Genomic DNA, 20825 nt, shown 5'->3' with positions numbered 1-20825 from the left:
AGGAGAGGACGTTATGAACATTCGGATCATAGCGGCAAACGGCTTGATCGCCGCCGTGTATATCGCGGTGACGGCACTCATTCAGCCGTTTGGCTTTACGAACATTCAGTTTCGCGTCTCGGAAATGTTAAATCATTTGGTCGTGTTCCGTAAAACATACGCCATTGGCATCGTGCTTGGCGTCTTTTTCGCCAATTTGTTTTTCTCACCGATCGTTGCGTATGATCTCGTATTCGGTGTCAGCCAGTCTGTGTTGGCGATGCTGATTACGATCGGTGCCATGCGGTATGTCGAAAACGTTTGGATGCGCATGGCGATCAATACGTTGTCATTTACCGTAACGATGGCTATCATCGCCATCGAGCTGAAACTGGCGCTCGGTTTTCCATTTTGGCTCACATGGCTCACGACCGCCATTGGGGAGTTTGTCGTTATGGCCATCGGGACGCCGATTATGTACGCTGTCGGGCGCCGGATCGCTCCAGAAGCCTTCCAGGCCGCTGACGGCCGCAACGACTGACCAAGTGTTCCTACGGCATCGAGCGCATCGCCCACTCGATGATCAATGAACAGACGGCAAGCAACACTGACGTCGCTGTCATCGTTTTTAACATGTACTGCAGCTTTTGGTGAATGTTTTGGCAAAAACGAAGGATGATGATGCTCGTGACCATCCCGCCAGCCCATACAGCGAGGCCAATTGGGGTCGTGAGCACAGTCGAGTCGCTTATCCAGCAACAAATGACAACAACATGACAGGCTAAAAGCAAATATACGATCGTTCTCATAGTTCTTTTCCCACCTGATAGGAGCGCCGGGTTTTCGGAACGGAGGGCGACGACCGTTTCGTCGTCTTTGCAGCCTCGAAGCTATGCCAACAAATCCCAACGACAATGATCGTGAAGCCGACGAGCACCCAACCGTTTGCAAGCGGGGCGGATGACACGCCAAGCAAAATGATGAAAAGCGCCCGTTTTTCAATCGGGCGGCGCACAGTGACGGTTCCAGTTTCCGTCTCGATTTGTTCGGTGATCGCAAAAAAGAACGAAGCGGCAAGGCCGAGGGCCATTTCCCGCATGGTTGGTCTCTCCCCTTCTGTGATTAGATTCATCATGCGGCAGAGCAGTTTTATTTTATCGCATTATTGGAAATTTTTCTATTTTCTTTTTGATTATTTAGAACATAGTTTTTATGGTGAAAAGTACATAATAAGAATTTATCAACCCGAAACAGTTCCGCCAGGTAGCAATCCTATCATCACCGCATCCATTCTTCTTTCCGTCGCCTTTGTTTTCTTCAAATTCTTACTTGTTAAATAGGAATTTATGTATTATGCTTAATTTATCCACTATTCCTATTTGTCAGGAGGTTTTTCCCATGCCTAAGCTTACCTTTTCCTCTGATGTCAAATGGTCTGGCGAAGGAGTACGCTCGGTGGCTGACATGAACGGCAAACAAGTCATCATTGACGAACCCCCAGCCTTGGGAGGCACCGACCAAGGACCGAATCCCGTAGAGCTGGTCCTAGCTGCACTAGGCGGCTGCATCAATGTGCTGGTCTCTCTGTTTGCCAGCCATCACGGCGTCGAACTGAAAGGCGTTCAAGTGCACGTAGAAGGGGATTTAGATCCCGATGGCTTTATGGAGAAAGCGGACGTTCGACCTGGATTCTTAGAAATTCGTTACCATATTGATATTGACTCCCCTTCCGATCCAAAAAACGTCCAAGCCTTGATTGAACACGTTGAACGTGTCTGCCCAGTAAAAGACACCCTAAGGGGCGTACCGACGGTACCTATAACGAATTAAAAAACGTCATAATGCGAAAATGGAGAAGGCTGTCTGAAAAAAGTCGTACGACAACCTTTTCAGACAGCCTTTTGATTGCTTGGTTTATGAATTCTTGAAAAGAAATGCACACTTCAGGGCTCATGCATGGCAAGCCTGGTTGAAAGGGCTTCTTGGTTTGCCAATCTGCATAATGGATTATTGATCGATTAACTCAATCGGCACAATTTTTCCATTTTCCACCGCCGCCACGACGATTTCCGATTCAAAGCCGCCATCGTCGCCGATGCTTGGGACGTTATACACTTTCTTTTCTGCCGGAATGTTTTTCAAGCCGTCGTTCATATGTTCGCGGATGGCTTGCGGGTCATCGACGGTGCCTGCGGCTTTCATCGCTTCGACGAAAGCGTAAAGCGCCAAATAGTTGTAAGCGGCTTCCGAACCCGGATCTTCATTGAATTTCGCCCGGTAGTTTTTCACAAAATCCGGAACAGCCGGTTCGTCCGACTCGACAAGCGGCATGACGCCGATCGAACCTTCAAGCATGTCATAAGAGCCGGTTACTCGTTTCATCTCATCGAGTTTCGCCTGATCCATAATGATAAAGCCGCCTTTAAAACCAAGTTCGCGCGCTTGTTTCGCCACTTTCGCGGTCGGTTCCGAAGCTCCTCCGATAAACAAGACATCCGGTTTTTCTTTCAAGGCATTCGTCACGATCGTAAAGAAGTCGGTGTCTTTCGTAAAGTCAATTGATGATTTGTAGACGACTTTTCCGCCTTGTTTTTCCCAATACGGCAACAGCTTTTCCGTCCAGTCTTTCCCGTATTGCGTCGCCGTCGGCAAAGCAGCCAGTTTCTTGCCGAAATGCTTCATGGCATAATCAGTAAAAGTCGGGATGTAGCCGTCATAGCGCGGCGGAATGCGCACAGTCAGCTTGTTGCCTGTTTGGGTAATTTTCGGCTCACTCGTATACGCCGCGATGATGAAATTGTCCGTTTGATTGAACACTTGCAGCGACATGACGCCACCGCTGTGCGGCGTGAAAATGATCGGCGTATGATGCTCTTGCACAAGGCGTTTGGCGTTCGCCGCCGTTTCGTTTGGCAAATATTTGTCATCCAACGGGACGAGGTTAATTTTGTATTTCTTTCCTTTCACCTCAAAGCCACCGATGTTGTTGATTTCCTCAGCTGCCATTTTCAAGCCGTTTAACGTCCGTTGGCCGTAGTAAGCGGCCGGGCCGCTCAGCGGGCCGCTATAACCGATGTTGACCGTGCCCGTTTCACCGCCGCCTCCACCTCCATTATGGTTGTTTCCGCTGCCCGCGTTGCTGTTGGTCGTTGAGCTGTTGCAGGCGGCAAGCATAAACATCATGATGGCCGCGATGATAGGGGCGATGGACCATTTTCTTTTTTTCATTCTATTCCCCCCTATTGATTATTTATTATTGTGAATATTTAGGTAATATTTGACACACCCGTTATTCACCCCCTTTCAGCGCCATCTCTTCTCCTTGCTTTCGCTGATGGACAGGACGAGGCCTATCATGCACCAATGTACGCCTTGCGGACATCATCGTTGGCGAGCAGCTCCTCCGCCGTTCCCGAGGCAATGATCGTTCCGTTTTCAAACACATAGCCGCGGTGGGCAATGGACAACGCCGCATGGGCGTTTTGTTCCGCCAACAAAATCGTTGTTCCTCCCTCATTGATTTGCTTAATCGTCGCAAACATCTGCTCGACAATCAACGGAGCGAGTCCGATTGACGGCTCATCAAGCAAGAGCACCACAGGACGCGACATTAAGGCGCGGCCGATGGCGAGCATTTGCTGCTGACCTCCGCTTAACGACCCGGCTGGCGCGTTTTGCTTTTCGCGCAAAATCGGAAACAGTTCGTATACATGTTCGATCGAGCGGCGGATGCCTTCTTTGTCCTTCCGATGGACATAAGCGCCCATCAGCAAGTTTTCGTATACACTCATGCGCGGAAACAGTTTGCGCCCTTCCGCGCATTGCACGACGCCGCGCCCGACGATGCGGTCAGGCGGCAGCGAATCAATCCGCTCGCCGTCGAGGCGGATTTCCCCCTGCACTGGTTTGTGCAGCCCGCTGATCGTGCGGAACAATGTGCTTTTTCCCGCTCCGTTGGCGCCAAGCAAAACAGCGATCTCCCCTCGCTTGACGGAAAACGTCACATCGCGAATGGCGGCAAAACTCCCATAGCGGACCGATACGTTCGCAACTTCAAGCAATGGCGCTCCCTCCTAAATACGCTTGAATGACCGCCTCGTTGTTTTTCACTTCCTCCGGCGTTCCTTCCGCGATTTTTTCTCCATAGTTTAACACCATAATGCGGTCGGCGATTTTCATAATCATCGACATTTTGTGCTCAATGAGGCAAACGGTCAGGCCGCCTTTCACCATTTTGACGATCAATTCCTCAATCCCTTCCGTTTCATCCGGGTTGATGCCGGCTGCCGGTTCATCAAGCAAAACGAGCTCCGGATTGGTCGCCAAGGCAAGCGCGAACGCCGCCCGCTTTTTCTGTTCCTGCGACAAGTTGGCCACCATCCGATCCGCCACATAGGTCAACCCGACAAAGTCGAGCACTTCCATAGCTTTTTCTTTGCATGCCTGTTCCTCGCGGCGGTGCCGTTTCGTGCGCAAAATGGCATCAAATAAGTTGGATGACGTGCGGAGACGATGGCCGATGATCACGTTGTCCATGACCGTCGATTGTTCAAACAAATGGGTCGTTTGAAACGTTCGGGCGATGCCGAGCTTCGCCCGTTCGTTTGCCGGCAGGCGAGTGATATCGCGCCCTTTAAACGTAATCGTCCCCGATGTCGGCCGGTGCAAGCCGCTGATGAGATTGAAAAACGTTGACTTGCCGGCTCCGTTCGGACCGATGATGGCGTTGATTTTCCCTTGTTCGACGAAAAACGTGACATCGTTGACCGCCAGCAGTCCCCCAAACCGCTTCGTCAATCGTTCAACGTGCAAAAGCATCATGATCCCTCCTCTGCGTGCCGCTCGCCTCGCCCTTGGCTCGAGACAGCCAGTTCCGCAGCCGCTCGGTTCGCTTCCGGCTCGAGACGGCGCGCTTCCTTCCGCTTCGCTTGATAGCGGATGAAGCCGCCGGCGATGCCATGCGGATAAAAGATGATGAGCAACGTCAAAATCGGGCCAAAAATCAGCATCCGATAGTCCTGCAAAAACTGCAGCTGCTGGGACAAAAATGTCACGAGCAACGTCCCGACGACCGGACCGGCGAGCGTGCCAATCCCGCCGACAAGCAAATACGTCAAAAAGTCAAACATAACGCTTATATACGCGATATCCGGGCCGAGAAACCGGATGAACGATGCGTACAGCGCCCCGGCAAGCGAGGTGAAAAAGACGGACAGAACAAACGAAGCGAGCTTGTTTTTCATCGTCGAGATGCCAAGCGTCAAGGCGAGCTCCTCACTGTTGCGAATGGCGATGTACGTCCTTCCCGTCAGCGAATAAACAAGGCGGTGCATGATCAAAACAACGACAAGCAAGAAAAACAACACCAAATAATATTGGGCGACGGGCGTTTGAAACGAGAGCGGACCGATGTCAGCCGGCGCCGGGATGCCGATAAACCCGCGCACTCCGCCGGTTAAACTGTCCCATTTGTCAATGATCAAATAGATGATGTAGCCGACGCAAAGCGTATAAATGGCGAAAAAGTGCTCTTTCGTTCGCAGCGCAACAAGCCCGATGAAAACGCCGATCAACGTTGTGAACAAGCAAGCCGATACGAAAGCCAGCCAAAACGGCCATCCCGCTTTTACTGTCAAAATACCGAGCGCATACGCGCCGATCGCAAAGAACCCGGCGTGGGCAAGCGACAAATAACCAGTATAGCCAGCAAATAAATTCAACCCGTAAACAGCGATCATCCAAATGAAGGAGATCGTCATCATGTGCAAGTAATAGCTGTTAGTGACAAGCAACGGAAAGGCCAGCGCCAGCGCCGCAAGGACGGCGATCCATAAGCGCCGGTTGGCGAATACGGCCATCAATGTCCCTCCTTGGCAAACAGTCCGTTCGGTTTGACCGTTAAAATGATGACGAGAATGGCGAAGGCGATAATGTCTTTGTAGTCGTTCGACACATACGTCGCTCCCAAACTTTCGCTGAATCCCAAAATATAACCGCCGACAATGGCGCCGGGAATGCTTCCCATCCCCCCGAGAATGATGATGACGAACGCTTTCAAGATAACGAGATGGCCCATGCCGGGAAACACGAGGTTGATCGGCGAAGCGAGCGACGCGGCGAGCGCGGCCAAACTACCGGAAAGGAAAAACGTCAACATGGCGACTTTATTCGTGTTGATGCCGACTAAATTCGCTCCTTCGCGGTTTTGCGCCATCGCGATGATCGAAGCGCCGATGAACGTCTTTTTCAAGAAGAGGTAAAGCAAGATCATGATGATGACAGCGGATGCGATGATGAGGATGCGTTGAACCGTCAAGGTTAAGCCGAAAATGCTGACAACGTCGCCGTATGGGGTCGGCATCGTCTGATAGTCCGCCCCCCAGACGAACTGGGCGAACGCTTCCAAAAACAGCAAGATCCCGATCGCTGCGATTTTGTCATGAAGCGGCGGCGCGTCGCGAAGCGGATAAAACACCAGCCGCTCCATCAAGACGCCAAGCAGCCCGACAACAATCATCGACACAACAATGGCCAACGCATACGGCAGCCCGAGCTTCGTCATGGCCGTCAGCGTCATATAACCGCCCATCATATACAGTGCGCCGTGGGCGAAGTTGGGGATATGCAAAATGCCGTAAACGAGCGTCAACCCTAATGCAACGAGGCTGTAAACGCTTCCAACAGTCAACCCATTTAACAGTTGCTGAATGAACAACTCCATCCCGATCCCTCCTTGTCTTGCCGCCCGATCGAATGAGCGAAACGGCCGCACGATCAGTTCGGCAGCCCTTCCGTCTCTTTGTCCATCCCCGTTCCTTTGGACGTCCGAATGCCATTTAAAATAAAATCGACGTAAATATCGGTCAGCTCTTCTTCCGAAACGCTCCCGTCCGGCTGAAACCAATAATAGCTCCAGTTCGTGATCCCAAGCAGGCCGAAGGTGATCATTTCCGCGTTGAGGGATGGCTTAAACTCGCCGTGAGCAATCCCGTCCTGAATGAGCTGTTCATACCGTTTGCGGAACACCCGCCGCTTGGCGCGGATTTCCGCTAAATGATCATCAGCCAAATGCCGCATTTCGCGGAAGAAAATGCGGGCGCTTTTCTTCCGGGTGCGGATGTTGCAGATGACCATATAGACGATCTCCCGCAGTTTTTCCGTACAGCTCGCCTCTGCATCTTCGAGGATGTGCTCCTGCTGCCGCAACAAATCATCCAAATAAGAGAGGCAAATATCAGAGAGCAGCTCTTCTTTGCTTTTGTAATAGTAGTAAAAAGCCCCTTTCGTTGCCCCAATCGCTTCGACGATTTCCTGCACCGACGTTTCTTTGAATCCTTTGCGTTCGAACAACTCTATGGCAACTTCTCTTAATTTTTCTTTCATCCTCCACGGTCTCCAATGCGTCATTCTCTCTCAATGATGGTCGCAATGCCTTGACCGCCGCCGATGCACGCGGTAATGAGCGCGTATTTCCCTCCGCGGCGCTTCAGTTCATACACCGCTTTTGTGATCAAAATCGCCCCCGTCGCGCCGAGCGGATGGCCATGGGCGATGGCGCCGCCGTTGACGTTCACTTTTTCGGGATCCATCTCAAGCTCGCGGTCACAAGCGATCACTTGCGCGGCAAACGCTTCATTGATTTCAATAATGTCCATCTCATCAAGCGCAAGCCCCGCCTTTTTTAGCACTTTTCTCGTCGCCGGCACCGGGCCGATGCCCATGATGTTTGGATCAACTCCGGCGACCGCATGGGCGCGGATGACCGCAAGCGGCTTTGCGCCAAGCTCCTCTGCTTTTTCACGAGACATGACGACGAGGACAGAAGCGGCATCGTTCAGCCCCGAGCTGTTCCCGGCCGTCACCGTTCCGCCTTCCAAAAACGCCGGCGGCAGTTTCGCGAGTGCTTCCATCGTCGTGTTCGGTCGCGGATGTTCGTCCGTATCGAAGACGAACGGTTCGTCTTTTTTCACCGGAACGGTGATGGGCACGATTTGCTCGTCAAACCGCCCTTCCTGCATGGCGCGCGCCATACGCTGCTGGCTGCGCAAGGCGAAGGCATCCTGTTCTTCACGGCTGATGCCGTACTTTTTGGCCAAGTTTTCCGCCGTAATCCCCATCGGCGGATCGCCGATTTCTTTCGGCGACAGCTGCGATTTGCGGAAACTGGGCGGCGTCGAGCTGTACGGCTTTTCCGGTCGGTCCATCAAATACGGCGCACGGCTCATGCTTTCCACGCCGCCGGCAATATACACATCTCCATCGCCGGCCCAAATGGCTTGCGCCGCTAAATTGACGGCGTTAATGCCTGATCCACACTGGCGGTCAACGGTCAAACCCGTCAACTCTAGAGATAAGCCGGTTTGCAGCGCCGTCAGCCGAGCGATATTGCCGCCCCCGCTTAAGACGTTGCCCATAATGACATCATCGACATGCTCCGGTCCGATGTTGGCCCGCCGCATCGCTTCTTTGATCACTTCCGCGCCGTAAATGTGCGCCGGCAGCGTCGCCAAAGCGCCCCCTTGACGGGCGATGGCCGTTCGCACGGCCGACACAATGACGGCATCCCGTCTCATCCTGACTCCTCCTCATCCCCTTTGTAGTACGAAACCCGGCAACTGGGCGTGTTCTCGATGTTGCCGGGCTCGCTGCCTTGCTTCACTCATACAGAGAAAACACGGCTTCGCCCTTAAGGACTTCTTTTCCATGCTGGTTGACGGCAGCGACGGCAAAACGAATCGTCTTGTCGTCTTTTTCTTTCACCGTTGCTTTTAAGGTGATGACATCGTTTAAAAACACCATCGACTGAAAGCGGACGAAATAGTCTTGGACAAATCCTTCTTCGTAGTACGGCGTAAACAGCTTCGCGAGGTTGCCCATCGTCCACATGCCGTGGGCGATAATGCCCGGCAGGCCTGCCTTTTTCGCCTCCTCGTCGATCGTATGGATCGGATTGTAATCGCCCGATGCTCCGGCATATTTGATCAAATCAAGCCGGGAGACAGGTGCAAGCGTCACGTCTGGAAGGGACTGCCCCACTTGCCAATCACGGATCGTCGTCATACGCTCATCGCCTTTCTAACCGCCTCGTTAATAATGATCGTCGAGGTCGAGGTGAAAATGAGATTTCCATCGGCGCCCTCGCCGTTGTTCGCGATCACTAAAAAGCCAAGCAAGCCCATGCTGCTTTGTTTTTCGTAATAATCTTTCACTTCCGCATAGCAATACAGCTCTTCACCGACAAACAACGGGCGCTCATAATGGAAGTGCTGTTCGCCATGGATGAGCCCTTTGGACGGCACGTTCAGCCCTTCAATGACGCCGTAGTCAAACACGCGCGGAAACGTCGGCGGCGCAATGTTGCGCCCGTAGCGCGACCGTTTCCCCACTTCTTCATCCCAATAAATCGGGTTCGGATCCCCGATCGCCTCGGCGAACTTTTTCACCGCTCCGCGCTCAACGACGTTTTTCACTTTCGCCGACCGTTTTCCGATGTCATGCTGATACATGTTCGTCCCCCCTTGTGTTCAACATTTCGGACCACCGGCGACATACAGCACTTGACCGTTGACAAACGACGACCGCTCGTCAGCGAAAAAGGCGACCGCATGGGCGATGTCTTCCGGACGGCCGCTGCGCCCGACCGGGATGTTGGCGACGCTCGCTTGGATGAGCTGCTCAAACGAAATGCCAAGCCGCTCAGCCGTTGCTTTCGTCATATCGGTTTCAATAAACCCAGGGGCGACGGCATTCGTCGTGATGCCGAATTTGCCAAGCTCCATCGCCAGTGTTTTCGTAAATCCTTGAATGCCGGCTTTCGCCGCCGAATAGTTCGCCTGGCCGCGGTTGCCGAGCGCTGACGTCGACGAAATGTTGATGATGCGCCCATACCCTTTTTCGACCATATATTTTTGCGCGGCGCGGGTGCAGTAAAACGCGCCTTTTAAATGGACGTCCATCACCGTTTGCCAGTCGTCGTCCGTCATTTTAAACAGCAAATTGTCGCGGATGACGCCGGCGTTGTTGACAAGAATATCGAGCGAGCCGAACCGATCGACCACTTCTCGGATCGTCGTTTCCACTTGTTCGCGTTCGGTGACGCTCGCCACCTTGGCGTAAACGTCATACCCTTTTTCCCGCAACTCGGCAGCCGTCGCTTCAAGCGCTTCTTCGTTTACATCAATGAACGCTACTTTCGCCCCTTCTTCGGCAAAACGGGTGACAATCGCCTTGCCAATGCCGCGGCTTCCTCCGGTCACAAACGCCACTCTTCCTGCAAACCGTTGACTCATCGGTTTTCTCCTCCCTTTCGATAACGCTTTCATTTTTTTAGAGAAACTGCCCAAGCTTGACGTGCCCTTTGATCAAATTGCGGCCGATAATGAGGCGCTGAATTTCATCCGTGCCGTCGTAAATGCGCCACAATCTTGCTTCACGATACCAGCGCTCGATCGGCATTTCTTTCGTGTAGCCCATACCGCCGTGGATTTGCATGACGCGGTCAACGACGCGGTTGCCCATGTTCGCGCCAAACAGTTTCGCCATCGAGGCTAAATGACGATTGTCCTCCCCTTGATCAAGCGTAAACGCCGCATTCAAAACAAGCCATTTCGCCGCTTCAATTTCCACCGCCGAATCGGCGATCATCCATTGGATCGCCTGCCGCTCGGCGATCGGTTTGCCGAATGTGACGCGCTCCTTCGCATAGTCGATGGCCATTTGCAGCAGCCGCTCGGCCGCTCCGACCGCACGGGCGCCGACGACCCAGCGGGCGTAGCCGATCCACTCAAGCCCAAGTTGATAGCCGTGATGCAGCTCGCCTAAAATGTTTTCTTCCGGCACGCGCACGTTTTCAAAAATTAAGCTGGCTGGAGTGGAAGGTCCCATCGTATGTATCGGTTCCGAACGCCAGCCCATCTCGCGGTCGACGATAAAACACGTCACCCCTTCACGCCCGTTCGAGGCTTGGTGACGCTCTTTGTCGGTGATGGCGATCACCATGACAAAATCGGCGTCGTTGCCGCCGGTAATGAATGTCTTCTCCCCGTTTAACACCCACTCGTCGCCGTCTTTCACCGCCGTCATTTTAATGTTGCGCGTATCTGATCCTGCTCCCGGCTCGGTCATGGCAAAGCACGATTTTTTCTCTCCGTTGATCGTCGGGATCAAATATTTTTTCTTTTGCTCTTCATTCGCATAATACAAAATGTTGTCCGCCGATCCGCCAAACTGGAACGGAACAAGCGTTTTCGACACTTCCATCCACACAATCGCCTGCATGACATGACCCAAATTCGCGCCGCCGTATTCCTCCGGCGTGTTGATCCCCCAAAACCCCGCTTCTTTCGCTTTGAGCTGCAGCTCTTTTAATTTTTCGGGCGGGAGCCCAGGCTTCCCTTCGCGCTCATTGCGCAATACTTCATTTTCGAGCGGCATCAATTCTTTTTCGACAAACTTGCGGATCGCCTTTTGCACCATGCGCTGCTCGTCCGTTAAGCGCAAATGCATGATTGTCCCCTCCATTTTCCGTTACACCTTTATGCTCGGCTCTACTCATCAAAATACCAACCGGTTGGTATGTTATCTTTATTATATCCGAATGTTCTGAAAAGTACAATACCTTTTTTGATTTTTGTCCAACAGGAAAACGCCATATGCGTTCTCCCGTTGGCATGGAATCTATCGATCTATTCCGCCTGTATTTGCTTGCGCACACTAGCGACCGTTTCCCCGATTCCGCCATAAATGACAAGGTCAAACATCCCGTCCATTCTTGTCGCTGTTTTGTTAATCAATACTTTCCTTGTTGCCGGCGATTCGGCGACGACATAAAACGGGATTTGATTCACGGGCGCCACTTCCAAACTTGTTCCCATCGCCAAAAACAAATCGCTTTCCGCCGCTGCCGCAAACGCTTCCTCGATGCGCGGCACGAGCCCGCCAAACAAGACGACATCCGGCTTCAAAATCATCTCACACTTTTCGCAGCGCGGCACCTCGTGGCGATTGATAAACGACAAATCGAACTTGTTGCCGCATGACGGACACGTCGCCGTCTGCAGCGTGCCGTGCAGCTCAATGACATTCGTGCTTCCTGCTTTCGTATGCAGCCCGTCAATATTTTGCGTCAAAATCGTCACCGTCTTGCCCATCTCCTCAAGCCAACGGAGAAACCGATGCCCATCATTCGGAGCAAATCCGCCCATCAGCTTTAACGAAAACATCCGCTTGAACCGGCGCCAAAAATCAACCGGATCTTTTTTGTAATAATGCTCTGACAAATAATATTCGACATTGTCCTCTTGGGCGTAGAGGCCGTTTTCGCTGCGAAAATCAGGAATGCCGGATTCCGTGCTCATCCCGGCCCCGGTCAGGACGGCGATCGAGTCAGCCTCTCGAATCCATCGCCCAAACTGTTCGATGGGATTCATGCTATTTTTCTCCCTTCCTACCAATCGCTTAGTTTTCCTGATCTCGTCTTCGCTTCTTTTCGAGGCCATAATGTATAGCTGAAACTCAGTACAAAATCAATCACCAAAACCAACGTCCAAAGGCCCGCCATCCTGAACAGCTCTTGTGCTTTTGACACATCAGCAGCAAACCAAACCATAGCCCACAAAATCACTTGACCGATCACCCAAGCCCCTAAATGGCGATACCATCCTTTTCGTTCTTGCTTTGCATGCTCCTTTCCAAAGAGCGGAGCTTTTTTCGGCTTAGGCATTTTCAAAAAAAGGTGAGCAAACTGATTGTCTGCCCATTGAATCATACGACGTCCATACACAACGGACACACTGATATAAACAGCTGCCAACGCATGGGATAACTTCGCTGTCTGGCCGTGGGCCAAGTCTGCGACCGATACAACGAGTAAAATAAGATCTGCCAAAATGGTGCATAAAAAAAGGCAGGCACTGACCATTTTCCATTTTAACACATAACGGGTAAACAATCCGGATACAACGAATACCCAAAACAGCATTTCACACGCGACAATCAACCAACCAATCATATCGGCCACTCCCTTTTTTTAATACATTTGTATCAAAAAAAATAGTAACACAATTGTATTAAAAAAACAACTGTGTTACACTAGATACATGCCTAAAATCGTGGATCATGAAAAGCAGAGGAAACGAATCGCAGAAGCAACATGGACCGTGATCATGCGGGACGGTATCGAAAAAGCAACCGTACGAAATATCGCGAAAGAGGCAGGGATGTCTGCAGGAGCACTACGCTATTATTTTTCTTCCCAATCGGAGTTGTTAGCATTTTCAATGAAACTTGTCTCCGAACGGGTGCGGAAACGGATTGAAGCCATCCCTCGCTCCACTCCGCCTCTTGAAGGAATCAAACGTTGTCTCCTTGAAATTTTGCCGTTAACCAATGAAACGAAAAAAGAAATGGAGGTGTGGCTTTCTTTTACACAAAGGGCGCTTTGGGATTCCGAACTTCAACCACTGAGCAAGCAAATCTATAACGAGTTACAAACGGCAATAAAGATGTTGCTTGAACTGTTAGGCCATCTTGGGTTGTTAAGACCCGACGTGTCGATTGAGTTGGAAACAGAGCGTCTATATGCTTTGGTTGACGGTTTAGCCATGCACGGCATCATGCAACCTGACAAGCTATCTCCTTCACAAATGGAAGAAATCGTCGAGTATCACTTACGTTCCATCTGCCGCTAAGGCAAATGGAGCGTCCCAGCCTTTTACTTATCTATATTTGTTTTACATGGCATTGTTCTCTTCTTGTCACCGTGCCAGCTTGTCAGGTGATAAAAACGGAACATGGAGGTTGGAAACTCTTTATTACAGCCTAATATTTATAAGAGGCAACGAAAAAGTTTAACATATTGTTGACGGAAAAGTTCCATGAGCAATTTTTGCTCTCCACTCAGGCATGAAAATCCCCCTTTTCTTCCCAATAATGAAAATGAAGAGCAGGCGCAAACAGTTCAATAGGACGTTATACTTAATGGTGGCTTGGACCCTGTACGGAAAAGCATTCGAATCCACTGGGTGCACCACCCATTGTCCGCCCTTTCCCGATGCGGAGGAAAGGTGACGACGAACGGAAAACTGCCGCATTTCTCCCGTGGATTCGCTGTTTGCGCACTCGATCATCGAACAGGAGGATTTTCATCATGGATGTCATCTATCCTCGCTGCGCAGGATTGGATGTTCATGCCGAAACCATCGTCGCCTGCGCGCTATGGGAAGAAGATGGACACATTCAAAAGGACATTCAAACCTTCTCCACGTTCTCGAAGGGACTTGGCGACCTGCTGGAGTGGCTCGAAGAACATGGCGTCACCCATGTCGCCATGGAATCCACCGGCGTATATTGGAAACCGGTCTTCGCCTTCCTCGAGGGCTATGTCGACTTGACACTGGCCAATCCGCAGCGGATCAAAAATGTCCCGGGAAGAAAAACCGATGTCTCTGACGCCGAGTGGATCGCCAAGCTGCTCCGCCATGGACTCGTTGAAAAAAGTTTCGTCCCCCCAGCGGATATTCGCGAATGGCGGGATTTTACCCGCCTCCGCAAAAAGTGGGTCGGACAGTTGAGTTCGGAGAAAAACCGGATTCAAAAAGTGCTCGAGTCTTCCAATGTCAAACTCGGCTCGGTCCTCTCCGATCTCTTCGGCGTTTCCGGAAAAAACATCCTTGCCCGGCTGCTGGAGAAGGGATGCGTGGACAATGACGAGCTGGATCAATGCCTGCGCGGAAGGCTTAAAATCAGCATGGCTCCGCGCTTCTAAAACAACACCTATATGTTTCCTCTCCTTTTTGCTTCCACCTGCAACGAGGCTACCGTAAATTGAACCCTTTCCCTTCCACAAACTCTTTCATGTACATCCGGACTTGGCGGCTGAGCGTATCGGCCATTTGCCCGGTCCATGTGTCGCGGCGGCGGCCGTTTGTCCGCTGCTCATAATAGGTAGACACCGTTGCATTGTAGCGCTGCAGCTGTTCAATGAATCGCTCGCGGTCTTGGTTGTATTCGTCCTCGTGGTAGACGTGTTCAAACGGCAGGCGCGGCTTTTTGTCCGGTTCTTGGGCCGGATAGCCGACGGCAAGTCCAAAAAGTGGAATCACCCGTTTCGGGACGTTCAAAAGCGCGCATACTTCTGGCAAATGGTTGCGCAGACCGCCGATATAACAAATGCCAAGCCCCATCGACTCCGCGGCAATGGCCGCGTTTTGCGCCGCAAGCGCTGTGTCAATGAGCGCGACCATAAACTTTTCCGTACTCTCAAGCGACGGAATCACGTCTTTTCCCTCGATTTCACCGATGAGCTCATGGCGGTGAAAATCAGCGCAAAAGACAAAGAAATGGCCGTTATGCTCAACATATGATTGATTCCCGGCCAGTTCGGCGAGTTTCCGCTTTTTCTCTGGATCTTTCACGCCGATGATGGAATACGCCTGAACGTAGCTGGAAGTCGACGCCGCTTGAGCGCATTGGACGATCGTGCGGATTTGTTCATCCGTAAGCGGCCGGTCTTCAAACCGGCGGATCGAGCGATGGCGCAAGATCGTTTCAATGATTGGATTCATCATCGATGCCCCCTGACATACTGAATCGTGATATCCTTGATTTCCATCATAGCAAAAAACGAAAGAGCCGAAAAATGATCGGCTCTTTCCGGACTTACTGCCCAAACCGCCCTTCCTGGTCATCGTGAATCGCTTCGCGGATTCGTTCCGGTGTGTTCATGACGAACGGCCCGTGGGCGACGACCGGTTCGTTCATCGGCTCGCGTGCGTAAAAAAGAAAACGGAGTGTTTCGCGGGCGGTCACTTGTAGCTTTCCCCGCTGGTGACGAGAGATTGACGTTCTTGGACGCCGAACGGCGCCTCCCTTTTATCGCACCCGATTCATCTAAAAACAGGCAAATCATGTGCTTAGCCTCGCAAATAGAAAAAACCTGCCGACAATCGGCAGGCTGGCGTTCATATGTATCATGGCGGAGGAGGAGGGATTCGAACCCCCGCGGGCTGTGACACCCCTATCGGTTTTCGAAACCGACCCCTTCAGCCGGACTTGGGTACTCCTCCGCAAAAGAAGTGGAGCCTATCGGATTCGAACCGATGACCTCCTGCGTGCGGGGCAGGCGCTCTCCCAGCTGAGCTAAGGCCCCAGATCAATGATCGGGAAGACAGGATTTGAACCTGCGACCTCACGGACCCGAACCGTGTGCTCTACCAAGCTGAGCTACTTCCCGACATAGGCCAATTTACCTTGCGAAAATTCATATTTTATATGAACCCTAAAGGAAAGTCAATAGTTTTTTTATCTTTTTTTCGCCATAACGAATTAAAATTGATCATCTTTTTTCTGAAACGACCTGCATAGCTGCCGCTCCTCTTTTCCTATACTAAAAACACAGCAACTGTGTAAAGGAAAGGGGGCGCTTTGTGAAACTCATTCCGCCGGCGCGGCGCAAACGGGCGCATTTGTCGCAATTGACAACCACCCATTTCCATTTGCGTCATCCGCTTGTCGTCGCCTTTTTTTCCTTTTCGTTTCCGGGTTTCGGCAATTTGATGCAGCAACGCTACGCCACGGCCTTTATGTTAATCCTCTGGGAGCTGTTTATCAACACAAAAGCCCATATCAATACAGGTATATTATACTCGCTGCTTGGCGATTTTGAAAAGGCAAAAGCCGTTCTTGACGAACGATGGCTCATGTTTTATGTGGCCATCTACATGTACAGCATTTGGGACAGCTACCGCGGATCAGTCGACATGAACAAGCTGTATTTGCTCGCCGACCGCGAAGATGCGCCAATCTCTTCCATCCGAATGGGAATATGGGATATTAATTATTTGGACAAGCGCGAGCCTTGGCTGGCGCTCGTCTGGTCGGTGCTTGCCCCTGGCCTTGGCCATTTGTATGTCCATAAAGTGATCACCGGCCTGTTTATCTTCACCTTTACCATTTTGGTATCGTATTTCGCCCACTTGCCCGAAGCAATCACGTACACGCTGACCGGCCGATTCGATTGTGCAACGAAGATCATCGATATGCAGTGGGCGCTTTATCTGCCATCGATTTATTCGTTCATCTTTTACGATGCTTACGTATCAGCGGTCGAATACAACAAGTTGTTTGAAAAAGAATTAGCCCACTATTTGCGGCGCCGCTTTCAGCCGAAACGGTTCACATGGCCGATTTGATGGGAGGCGTTTCATGATTGTCATTGCTACTTTCGAGAGCCACCTATTCGTTGAACTGGCGATTTCAGCGCTTCAAGAAAAAGGGATTGCGGAACATCAGATTTTTGCAGTCCCGCTCAACCGCTGCGCTGAGCCGCCGCGCCTGCTTGATACGCTCCATCACGCCAACGGGTTCAGCTTCCTTGACTTGGCGGCGATTTTAGGAACGTGCTTGATGCTGCTAGGGGCGATTTACGGCTATGTGTTGGCATGGGGTCCGATCATTTGGGGGATTATCGGGGCGGTTTCAGGCATCGGAATCGGCATTTTGATCAAATGGTGGGTAAACCGAAAATCCACGCACCGTCAAAGCCGCACAGGTGCTGATATCGTGCTTCTCATCCGTTGCGATGAACAGCAATGGCCAGCCGTGGAGCAGCTGCTGTGGAGCCATCACGCGCTTGGACTCGCCGGCGTTCACGACAAGTAGCCGAACAGATAATGGCCACCCATTCCCTTTCACTGAAAAACCCGAGGGAACACCCCCTCGGGTTTTCGCCGCTCTGCCGTTTTCAATAGACGTCTCGCCGCATAAAGACAAAAAAGGCGACAAGAAGCCCTGCAAGCCCCCAGACAGCCAGCACGGCCATTGAAAAGCCAAGAGTCATCCCCTCAATCGGCGGAGCCGCTCCTCTTATGTAATCCGTCAGCCGCAAATTGACCATAAACAAATATTTCGCCGAATGCCATGACGACACCATGTTCGACAAAATCGCGCCAGAAATCAATGCTGCCAGCATGATGCCCATCACCGCCGCCGTGCTCCTAAGCAACACGGAAAACATAAACGTCAGTGTGCCGACGACAACGCCCACAAACGCTGCCAGCCCAAGCTCGATCAAAATGTATTTCCATTGCGGAATCATGTGGACATTCGCTGTATTGAGATCCTCTCCTTGCTGGACAAATCCGGTCAACAACGGCAGACGGAAGCCGCCATACCCAAACACGAGTCCGGAGATGGCATACGACAGCACCGCCGCCATCAGCATAATGAGCGACACCGACAGGAGCAACGCGATATATTTGCTCAACAAAATTTTCCACCGCTTCACCGGCCGAACGAGAAGCAGCTTGATCGTTCCAGCGCTTGCCTCGGACGACACTAAATCGGCCGCCACCACCATCACTAAAAGCGGCAAAAACAAGTCGATGGCGTTTTCGATAAACGTACGCATAAACGTCGGCGCCCCTGGGGCAGACGGGTTAATGTTGTGTTCTAAGTAGTACTGCTGCTGCTTGAGGCGGATTTGCAAATATTTCCGCCATTCCTCAGACATGCTCGGCGACTGCAAGCGGTTTTGCAAATCGACGATTTGCTGCTGCAGCTGCGTACGCCAGTCGGTCGTGCCAAGCCGTTTTTTCATCTCTTCCGTCTCGCGGTATTGGGCGTATGTAAACAAGGCGACGAGCACCGCAATGATGGCGGCGATCACCCATAGCCGCTTTTTGCGGACGATTTTCAACATTTCATTATACACGAGCTTACTCAATCGTTTCGCCCCCTGTCAGCTCGATAAACAAGTCTTCGAGCGTCGGCAGCCGCGGTTCAATTTCCGAAACCGAGACGCCGGCTTGGACAAGTTTGGCGTTCCAAGCGGCCAGTCTCGACGGCTCATATAGCGTGACAATCGTCTCTTCATCGGCGCGCAGCACCTCGGTTTCCTCAGCCAAGAGCGCCCGCGCCCGATCGATCGGAGCAGCTTTCCAGACGACGCGCGCCTGTTGGTTTAACAGCCGCTCAACCGTGTCCACGGCCAAGAGCCGCCCTTTCGCCATAATGGCGACGCGGTCGCACATCAATTGAATTTCACTTAACAAATGCGATGAAACAAGGACGCTCAACCCTTCCGTTTCCGCCAAAAAGCGGATGAAGGCGCGCATCTCGCGAATGCCGGCCGGGTCAAGGCCATTCGTCGGTTCGTCCAAAATGAGCACCTTCGGCTTTCCAAGCAGCGCCTGAGCGATGCCGAGCCGCTGCCGCATGCCGAGCGAATACGTGCCCACCCGGTCATGAATGCGCTGTTCAAGGCCGACGAGCTTCGCCACTTCCATGATTCGATCTTCCCCGATTCCCGGCATCATGCGGGCGAAATGTTCAAGGTTTTCCCATCCTGTTAAATACGGATACATTTCTGGGTTTTCGACGATGCATCCAACCTGGCGGATCGCGTCGGTAAACTGGCGGTGAAGATCATACCCGCAAATCGCCACCGTCCCCGACGTCGGCCGAATGAGCCCGACGAGCATGCGGATCGTCGTCGTTTTTCCCGCGCCGTTCGGCCCTAAAAAGCCGAACACTTCCCCCTCATGCAGCTCAAACGAAATGCCTTTAATCATTTCCTTGCCGCGAATCGTTTTTCGCAGCTCTTTGACCGTCAACGTCACCCGTTTGGTCATCGCTTGTCCTCCTCCGTCAACGTGATGAGCGAGGCGACGCGCTCGCCAATCCGCTTATATCCTTCTTCATTCGGATGGAAGTGGTCGCTGTACAAATAGTCGTTGACATGGAGGGCAAACAAATCAAACGTCGGCACCGCGACAATGTTGGGATAGCGGGCCGCCACTTCCGCTGATGCAAAATTCCAATCGCGCACAACCGCCGACGTCCGTTTGGCATCGTCTAAATCGCTGAACGGGTTGTACAAACCGATCGCAAAAATGACCGCCTCGCTGTTGAAGCGGCGCAGCGCGGCGAAAATGCGGTCGAGGTTCGCCACATACCGGCGCTTCGCCTCATCGAGCTGTTTCATGTTCAATCGAAGCGCTTCCCCCCTTGAAACAAATCGTTGCCGCCAATGGTCATCACGATCAGATCCGCCATCGCGACTTGCCGTTGAATCTCAGGCTCGCCAAGCTGGCGAAGCAGTCCGTCGGAACGAAGGCCGCGAACCGCCAAATTCGTCACACGGATTGGTTGATCTGTTTGCCGGCGAAGCTCATCGACCATATAGCCGACATACCCTTTTCCGCTTTCATCACCTGTTCCTCTTGTCAACGAATCGCCAAGAGCAACAATATCTATTTTCTCGTCATGTTGCCTTGTTTCAGCCGTCGGCGTCCGTTGTTCTTTCGTCGGCGGCTTGGCCGCTGAAAAAAACTGGTCTTGCACCGCCAATGCCAGGCCGCCAAGCCAAAGCACTCCGGACAGGGCGGCAACGGCTATGAGAAGCGCAACTGTGCTCCGCCGCATGCAACCACCTCATTTCTTCATCGTTGTCATCTCTCGCGATCCATCTTAGCATTCTTCTCCACCATTGGTTTGATCCGACAGCTGCCGTTTTATTCGCCAATGCTTCGGGTTCCAATGCCTCTTTAGCTTCGCCGCCGCTTCTTTTCCGACCAACAGCGCCCCGAGCCAAAACATGATTTCCGCTGTCACAATGACAACCGTAATGATCAAAGCTTTGACCGCGGCCGAAAACGGCAGAAAAGGGGCAATGGGAGGGATCAGCCAAACAACGAAGGATGCGATGATGAGCACGATGCCGATGCGATGCATGACTGACCGCCTCTGTTTCACGCTTCCATTCCCCCCCTTGCTCATTGACGCTCTTTCCAACAGGAATCACGATCGCTTATTTCCACTCTAACATATATATCGTGATTTCACGAAAC

Annotated in this window: 24 protein-coding genes, 3 tRNA genes and 3 pseudogenes; 6 read left to right on the top strand and 24 right to left on the bottom strand. The window is 52.0% G+C overall.

What is annotated here, in order from left to right:
* The first annotated feature begins 13 nt into the window (after positions 1-13).
* The gene (locus BJQ97_RS08360; RefSeq protein WP_160156216.1) at positions 14-520 is read left to right on the top strand and encodes a QueT transporter family protein; all 507 of its coding nucleotides are present in this window, start codon (positions 14-16) and stop codon (positions 518-520) included.
* Between the two features lie 10 nt (positions 521-530).
* Here BJQ97_RS08360 and BJQ97_RS08355 read toward each other — a convergent pair whose 3' ends face one another.
* Together BJQ97_RS08355 and BJQ97_RS08350 are read right to left on the bottom strand one after the other, a co-directional pair.
* A complete protein-coding gene (locus BJQ97_RS08355; RefSeq protein WP_160156215.1) occupies positions 531-788 on the bottom strand; it encodes a hypothetical protein in 258 nt (85 codons plus the stop codon).
* Positions 785-1078, bottom strand: a complete 294-nt coding sequence (locus BJQ97_RS08350; protein ID WP_160156214.1) for a hypothetical protein — start codon at positions 1076-1078, stop codon at positions 785-787. The genes BJQ97_RS08355 and BJQ97_RS08350 overlap by 4 nt, the downstream gene beginning before the upstream one ends.
* A gap of 299 nt (positions 1079-1377) precedes the next feature.
* On the opposite strand from BJQ97_RS08350, the gene BJQ97_RS08345 reads away from it, so the two are divergent.
* On the top strand, positions 1378-1809 hold the full coding sequence (locus tag BJQ97_RS08345; protein WP_160156213.1) for an OsmC family protein: 432 nt from the start codon (positions 1378-1380) through the stop codon (positions 1807-1809).
* Positions 1810-1986: 177 nt separating this feature from the next.
* Here the strand turns inward: BJQ97_RS08345 and BJQ97_RS08340 are convergent, their stop codons facing one another.
* From BJQ97_RS08340 to BJQ97_RS08280, 13 genes are all read right to left on the bottom strand, one after another.
* Positions 1987-3207, bottom strand: a complete 1221-nt coding sequence (locus BJQ97_RS08340; protein WP_160156212.1) for an ABC transporter substrate-binding protein — start codon at positions 3205-3207, stop codon at positions 1987-1989.
* A 125-nt stretch (positions 3208-3332) separates the two neighbouring features.
* Positions 3333-4040, bottom strand: a complete 708-nt coding sequence (locus BJQ97_RS08335; protein ID WP_160156211.1) for an ABC transporter ATP-binding protein — start codon at positions 4038-4040, stop codon at positions 3333-3335.
* Positions 4033-4797: an ABC transporter ATP-binding protein gene (locus tag BJQ97_RS08330; RefSeq protein ID WP_160156210.1), complete on the bottom strand. Its 765-nt coding sequence runs from the start codon at positions 4795-4797 to the stop codon at positions 4033-4035. Before BJQ97_RS08330 ends, BJQ97_RS08335 begins: the two co-directional genes overlap by 8 nt.
* On the bottom strand, positions 4797-5837 hold the full coding sequence (locus tag BJQ97_RS08325; RefSeq protein WP_160156209.1) for a branched-chain amino acid ABC transporter permease: 1041 nt from the start codon (positions 5835-5837) through the stop codon (positions 4797-4799). The genes BJQ97_RS08330 and BJQ97_RS08325 overlap by 1 nt, the downstream gene beginning before the upstream one ends.
* Positions 5837-6700 (bottom strand): branched-chain amino acid ABC transporter permease, encoded by an 864-nt coding sequence (locus BJQ97_RS08320; protein WP_160156208.1) that lies wholly within the window; start codon positions 6698-6700, stop codon positions 5837-5839. Before BJQ97_RS08320 ends, BJQ97_RS08325 begins: the two co-directional genes overlap by 1 nt.
* Before the next feature lie 53 nt (positions 6701-6753).
* Positions 6754-7362, bottom strand: coding sequence for a TetR/AcrR family transcriptional regulator (locus BJQ97_RS08315; RefSeq protein ID WP_160156207.1), 609 nt, complete (start codon positions 7360-7362; stop codon positions 6754-6756).
* A 20-nt stretch (positions 7363-7382) separates the two neighbouring features.
* A complete protein-coding gene (locus tag BJQ97_RS08310; RefSeq protein ID WP_160156206.1) occupies positions 7383-8552 on the bottom strand; it encodes a thiolase family protein in 1170 nt (389 codons plus the stop codon).
* 82 nt (positions 8553-8634) lie between these two features.
* The gene (locus BJQ97_RS08305) at positions 8635-9039 is read right to left on the bottom strand and encodes a MaoC family dehydratase (protein ID WP_160156205.1); all 405 of its coding nucleotides are present in this window, start codon (positions 9037-9039) and stop codon (positions 8635-8637) included.
* Entirely contained in the window at positions 9036-9485 is a 450-nt protein-coding gene (locus BJQ97_RS08300; RefSeq protein WP_160156204.1) for a MaoC family dehydratase N-terminal domain-containing protein, read from the bottom strand. Before BJQ97_RS08300 ends, BJQ97_RS08305 begins: the two co-directional genes overlap by 4 nt.
* 18 nt (positions 9486-9503) lie before the next feature.
* Positions 9504-10268, bottom strand: a complete 765-nt coding sequence (gene fabG / locus BJQ97_RS08295) for a 3-oxoacyl-ACP reductase FabG (RefSeq protein WP_160156203.1) — start codon at positions 10266-10268, stop codon at positions 9504-9506.
* Positions 10269-10305: 37 nt separating this feature from the next.
* The gene (locus BJQ97_RS08290; protein ID WP_160156202.1) at positions 10306-11484 is read right to left on the bottom strand and encodes an acyl-CoA dehydrogenase family protein; all 1179 of its coding nucleotides are present in this window, start codon (positions 11482-11484) and stop codon (positions 10306-10308) included.
* 179 nt (positions 11485-11663) lie between these two features.
* Positions 11664-12407 (bottom strand): NAD-dependent protein deacylase, encoded by a 744-nt coding sequence (locus tag BJQ97_RS08285; protein WP_160156201.1) that lies wholly within the window; start codon positions 12405-12407, stop codon positions 11664-11666.
* A 17-nt stretch (positions 12408-12424) separates the two neighbouring features.
* A complete protein-coding gene (locus tag BJQ97_RS08280) occupies positions 12425-12988 on the bottom strand; it encodes a hypothetical protein (protein ID WP_160156200.1) in 564 nt (187 codons plus the stop codon).
* 88 nt (positions 12989-13076) lie between these two features.
* Here BJQ97_RS08280 and BJQ97_RS08275 point away from each other — a divergent pair, with 88 nt between their 5' ends.
* Both BJQ97_RS08275 and BJQ97_RS08270 read left to right on the top strand, forming a co-directional pair.
* Entirely contained in the window at positions 13077-13667 is a 591-nt protein-coding gene (locus tag BJQ97_RS08275; protein ID WP_160156199.1) for a TetR/AcrR family transcriptional regulator, read from the top strand.
* A 458-nt stretch (positions 13668-14125) separates the two neighbouring features.
* A pseudogene (locus BJQ97_RS08270) lies at positions 14126-14719 on the top strand (IS110 family RNA-guided transposase); the annotation flags it as partial.
* 73 nt (positions 14720-14792) lie between these two features.
* On the opposite strand, the gene nfsA reads toward BJQ97_RS08270, so the two are convergent.
* The 5 genes and pseudogenes from nfsA to BJQ97_RS08245 all read right to left on the bottom strand — a co-directional run bounded on the left by nfsA (position 14793) and on the right by BJQ97_RS08245 (position 16210).
* Positions 14793-15542, bottom strand: a complete 750-nt coding sequence (nfsA, locus tag BJQ97_RS08265; RefSeq protein ID WP_160156198.1) for an oxygen-insensitive NADPH nitroreductase — start codon at positions 15540-15542, stop codon at positions 14793-14795.
* A 94-nt stretch (positions 15543-15636) separates the two neighbouring features.
* Positions 15637-15813: pseudogene (locus BJQ97_RS08260) on the bottom strand (pirin-like C-terminal cupin domain-containing protein); the annotation flags it as partial.
* Between the two features lie 137 nt (positions 15814-15950).
* Positions 15951-16043, bottom strand: a tRNA-Ser gene (locus BJQ97_RS08255).
* 10 nt (positions 16044-16053) lie between these two features.
* A tRNA-Ala gene (locus tag BJQ97_RS08250) sits at positions 16054-16126 on the bottom strand.
* A gap of 10 nt (positions 16127-16136) precedes the next feature.
* Positions 16137-16210, bottom strand: a tRNA-Pro gene (locus tag BJQ97_RS08245).
* Positions 16211-16403: 193 nt separating this feature from the next.
* On the opposite strand from BJQ97_RS08245, the gene BJQ97_RS08240 reads away from it, so the two are divergent.
* Entirely contained in the window at positions 16404-17168 is a 765-nt protein-coding gene (locus BJQ97_RS08240; protein WP_160156197.1) for a hypothetical protein, read from the top strand.
* Between the two features lie 13 nt (positions 17169-17181).
* Positions 17182-17637: a hypothetical protein gene (locus BJQ97_RS08235; RefSeq protein WP_160156196.1), complete on the top strand. Its 456-nt coding sequence runs from the start codon at positions 17182-17184 to the stop codon at positions 17635-17637.
* Between the two features lie 82 nt (positions 17638-17719).
* On the opposite strand, the gene BJQ97_RS08230 is transcribed toward BJQ97_RS08235, so the two are convergent.
* From BJQ97_RS08230 to BJQ97_RS08215, 4 genes and pseudogenes are all read right to left on the bottom strand, one after another.
* The gene (locus BJQ97_RS08230; protein ID WP_160156195.1) at positions 17720-18700 is read right to left on the bottom strand and encodes an ABC transporter permease; all 981 of its coding nucleotides are present in this window, start codon (positions 18698-18700) and stop codon (positions 17720-17722) included.
* The gene (locus BJQ97_RS08225; RefSeq protein ID WP_160156194.1) at positions 18693-19607 is read right to left on the bottom strand and encodes an ABC transporter ATP-binding protein; all 915 of its coding nucleotides are present in this window, start codon (positions 19605-19607) and stop codon (positions 18693-18695) included. Before BJQ97_RS08225 ends, BJQ97_RS08230 begins: the two co-directional genes overlap by 8 nt.
* Positions 19604-20400, bottom strand: a pseudogene (locus tag BJQ97_RS08220) (SGNH/GDSL hydrolase family protein). Before BJQ97_RS08220 ends, BJQ97_RS08225 begins: the two are co-directional and overlap by 4 nt.
* A 45-nt stretch (positions 20401-20445) precedes the next feature.
* Positions 20446-20709, bottom strand: coding sequence for a transporter suffix domain-containing protein (locus BJQ97_RS08215; RefSeq protein WP_160157575.1), 264 nt, complete (start codon positions 20707-20709; stop codon positions 20446-20448).
* Positions 20710-20825 lie beyond the last annotated feature (116 nt).

The sequence above is a fragment of the Geobacillus sp. TFV-3 genome (assembly GCF_009901865.1).
Classification (GTDB): Bacteria; Bacillota; Bacilli; order Bacillales; family Anoxybacillaceae; genus Geobacillus; species Geobacillus thermoleovorans_A.
This window is presented reverse-complemented; position numbering and strand designations above follow the sequence as displayed.